Raw genomic sequence first — 3,583 nt, 5'->3', positions numbered from 1 at the left:
AGATCCGTCTTTCGCAGCCTGAGCGACCGGCTGAATACTACGGCTTTATCCCGCCAGCGCCAACGTGACAATGCCGTCCCAACCATTTCCTCGACGGCTCCTGCTCTGCTGTATCCGATAGCGCCAGAGGCGCTGACGGAATTTCCGGCTTGCATATTGGGTGCCTTGATCCGAGTGAAACAGCAAGCCTTGCGGTCGGCCACGTTGCTCATAGGCCATCTCCAACGCCTGCACGACCCGATCGGCATCAGGGCGTGTCGAGAACGCCCAGCCAACAACCCGACGCGTGAACAGGTCGAGTACTACGGCCAGATAATGCCAACGGCCCTGCGCCCAGACATACGTGATGTCACCACACCACACCTGATTCGGCGTACCAACCTCGAATTCGCGATTGAGATGGTCGGGATATCGATCCGCTCGACCGTGGCCTGCTTGTAGGCATGGCGGCCCGGCTGCTTGCAGATCAACCCGAGTTCTTCCATCAAGCGGCTGACCTTGAAGCGGCCAATCGCCGTACCTTCCTCGCGCATCATGCCCATGATGCTGCGACTGCCAGCAGAACTTCGACTCTCGAACCGCGCAGATCAGCTCGACCGATTCGCTTGCGCCAATCTGATCAATGACTTCGTACGTTCGATGCCTTCCGACATCAAGAACTCGGTAGCCTTTTTTAAAATGGCCTTCTCACGCTCGAGGCGTTCGATACGCGCCGCGAGTTCCTGAATACGCGGTTGATCCGGCGTGATTGCCTTGCCCTGCGGCGTGACGCCCTGGTGTTCCATCTGAAGTTGCTGCACCCAGCGGCGCAGCACCGTCTCGCCGACGCCGACCGAGCGGCTTGCTTCCATATGGCTATAGCCCTGGTCGAGCACCAGACACGCGGCTTGCTGTTTAAACTCCGGGCAAAACGTACGTCGTTGCTTGCTCATCAGACACCTCTTCATGTCGACCATTCTCGCCTAAATCAGTGTCCGGATTCATTAGACCACTGCANTTTAAACTCCGGGCAAAACGTACGTCGTTGCTTGCTCATCAGACACCTCTTCATGTCGACCATTCTCGCCTAAATCAGTGTCCGGATTCATTAGACCACTGCACACTGCCGGTATAGGTGAAGAACGGATCCGGCGCGGGCGCGGCTTCAGCGGTGGGGGCAGCGGCCAGTATGCTCGATGCAGCGGCCGCGAGAGCCGCAAGTAGGCGGAGTTTCGAAATCATTGAGATCCCTGCAGGAAGAAGTGAGCAATCGTTTTATCGCTTGCCTCGATACGTCTCGAATACCGATGGTACGAACGTGCTCAAAGGTGATGTGCGGGTCAGTCCACGCAAAAAAGCAGAACCCGTCAAGGTCAGCTGATTTTGACAGTCTCGCCATCCCTTCGCTTGTCTCGCTAATGATTTGATTTGATCGCAAACTCCCTCCTCGTTGGCTTGTAATTCGTCTCTCTCGTGCTTCTTTGATTTAGATAGGCATGCTATGAAATCAGTAGAACACAGCGGCCTGAGGGTTTCTAGCGTTTGGAGGGAAACGTCAGATTTTATGTGTGAGCCAACGAACAAACGCTGACGGTGTGGGGTGCGGCTAAAATCTTGGACTGGGTTATGCCGCAATTGGGCTTCTGCTGAGACAGTCAGCTCTTCTGGCCTACGATTCGACTTCGTCCGTGACCCGTCGCGCCTCGGACTCGCTCACACACCGATGATCCTCGGCGGCCTTGCTGATCGCCGCCAGCAGATTGGGGACGACGTCAGCCAGCTGGTCATCGTTCTGATAGGGAATGGCCAGCTCGTATTCTTCGTCCGACAGCGGCGTCACCGCGTATCCATCGAAACACCAATGCTCAACAAATTCGATGGCGTGCTGACGCCCACGTGAGCGGCCCACTGGCCTGAACCGCGCCCGTGCCAGCAGTGCGGCCTGACGGCCCCGGCCGGCTTGACTTGACCTCAGCTTGCTCTGAGGTTGCCGTGACCGGAACCTCAGCCGCCACCGGCTAGCGCTTCCTAAAATATCGCCCCACCTCCTCCCGGATCCGACGCTGCTCGGCCGTCACATAGACGGTCGTGGTCTGCCGACGCGTGGCCCAGCACCCGCTGGACGACGTCGAGCGGCACCTCAACCGCGGCTTGCGTGCCGAACGGCTCTGTCAACTTACGGCACTGTCACGTTGATGAACCGGTCAGGTAAGGTGGAACGATGAAGAAGACGAAATCGCTCTACCATGGCCACCGGTTTCCGGCGTCAGTCATCAGCCACGCGGTCCGGTGGTATTTCCGGTTCCAGCTCAGCCTGTGCGACATCGAGGAGTTGCTGTTCGAGCGCGGCGCGATTGTCAGCCACGAAACAATCCGCCGCTGGTGCGATAAATTCGGGGCTGGCTTTGCACACCGGATCAAGGCCACCCGTCGCCGACCTGGTACCACATGGCATCTCGACGAGGTCTTCGTGAAACTGCGCGGCGAACCGTATCTGCTCTGGCGTGCGGTTGACCAGCAGGGTGCCGAACTCGACATCCTGCTCCAGAAACAACGCGACAAAGCCGCTGCGAAACGCTTCTTCAAACGCGTGCTGGCGGCTTGCCCTGAGGGGCCGAAGAAAATCGTCACGGATCAGCTACGCAGTTATCCTGCTGCGAAAGCCGAGATGCCCGAACTGGCGAACGTGAAGCATGTCTTCGTGAAGGCCAGTGCGCGCGTGAACAACCGCGCAGAATACAGCCATCAGCCCACCCGAGAACGCGAGCGGCGCATGCATGGCTTTCCTGACCCGCAGGGTACGCCGGCGTTCCTCTCGTGCCTCGGTCCGATTCGCCAACATTTTGCGATAGAGCGCCACCTGCTGCACGCCTTGCTTTATCGCCAACAACTCGCCGAGCGCTTTGTTGCCTGGCGTGAAATCACCTGCAGCACCCAAAATCCGCCGGCGTTTTTCTGAACCGCGCCCCCTTGCTTCTTTATCGACAAGCAGCAGCAAGTTGACAGCGCCCGATCATCCGCCCAAGTCTAAGCGAAGCGTCCAATGCAAGGCACACAACGAAAGATTGTAAAAGCGCGGGCACGAAACGAACGGCACTCTTCGCACGGTCATCCCGGCAGCTCTTACCCCAAAACGGCTATCATGTGCGTAACACCAACAAAGGAGGAAAGTATGGCGACATACCAAGAGCTGAAGGCCACAATGGAAACCCTTGTAGCACAAACCGAAGCCGCTCGCATTACAGAATTCCAAGCCGTTGTCGAAGAAATTCGTGCCAAAGTTGTGGAGTACGGAATTACCGAGAAGGATATCTTTGGCAGACATCGAGGCCGCCCAGCAAAGACGACGATCGAAGCAAAGTATCGTGATCCGAAGACTGGTGCTGCCTGGTCGGGCCGTGGTCGCGCGCCGGCATGGATCAAGGATGCCAAGAACCGGAATCGGTTCCTAATCCAGGAATAATCCCCCCGATGTGGTGCCGACGAAAACATCGCGATGACCATACGTATCGATATGCGGCCCGCGATTGGGGGGTGTCAGAAATTCCGTGTTCAAGGCGGGGTTGAGAATCACACGGATGGCCGACTGAATCGGTCTTCGTAA

At 57.5% G+C, this 3,583-nt stretch carries 3 protein-coding genes and 1 pseudogene; 2 read left to right on the top strand and 2 right to left on the bottom strand.

Annotated elements, in window-relative coordinates; translation table 11 throughout:
• Nucleotides 1–75 precede the first annotated feature (75 nt).
• Together RZR99_RS32360 and RZR99_RS32355 are read right to left on the bottom strand one after the other, a co-directional pair.
• Nucleotides 76–932 (bottom strand): annotated as a pseudogene (locus tag RZR99_RS32360) (IS3 family transposase); the annotation flags it as partial.
• A gap of 716 nt (nt 933–1,648) precedes the next feature.
• Nucleotides 1,649–1,819 carry a hypothetical protein gene (locus RZR99_RS32355; RefSeq protein ID WP_323123765.1) on the bottom strand — a complete coding sequence of 57 codons (171 nt, stop codon included), beginning with the start codon at nt 1,817–1,819 and terminating at the stop codon, nt 1,649–1,651.
• 381 nt (nt 1,820–2,200) lie between these two features.
• Between RZR99_RS32355 and RZR99_RS32350 the strand changes: the two genes are divergently transcribed.
• Entirely contained in the window at nt 2,201–2,938 is a 738-nt protein-coding gene (locus RZR99_RS32350; protein ID WP_323123764.1) for an IS6 family transposase, read from the top strand.
• 213 nt (nt 2,939–3,151) lie between these two features.
• On the top strand, nt 3,152–3,442 hold the full coding sequence (locus RZR99_RS32345) for an H-NS histone family protein (protein WP_323123763.1): 291 nt from the start codon (nt 3,152–3,154) through the stop codon (nt 3,440–3,442).
• Nucleotides 3,443–3,583 lie beyond the last annotated feature (141 nt).

Source organism: Burkholderia alba, from assembly GCF_034721475.1.
Taxonomy (GTDB): domain Bacteria; phylum Pseudomonadota; class Gammaproteobacteria; order Burkholderiales; family Burkholderiaceae; genus Burkholderia; species Burkholderia alba.
The sequence above is the reverse complement of the archived record's forward strand: the minus strand, read 5'-3'. Positions and strand labels throughout refer to the sequence as shown.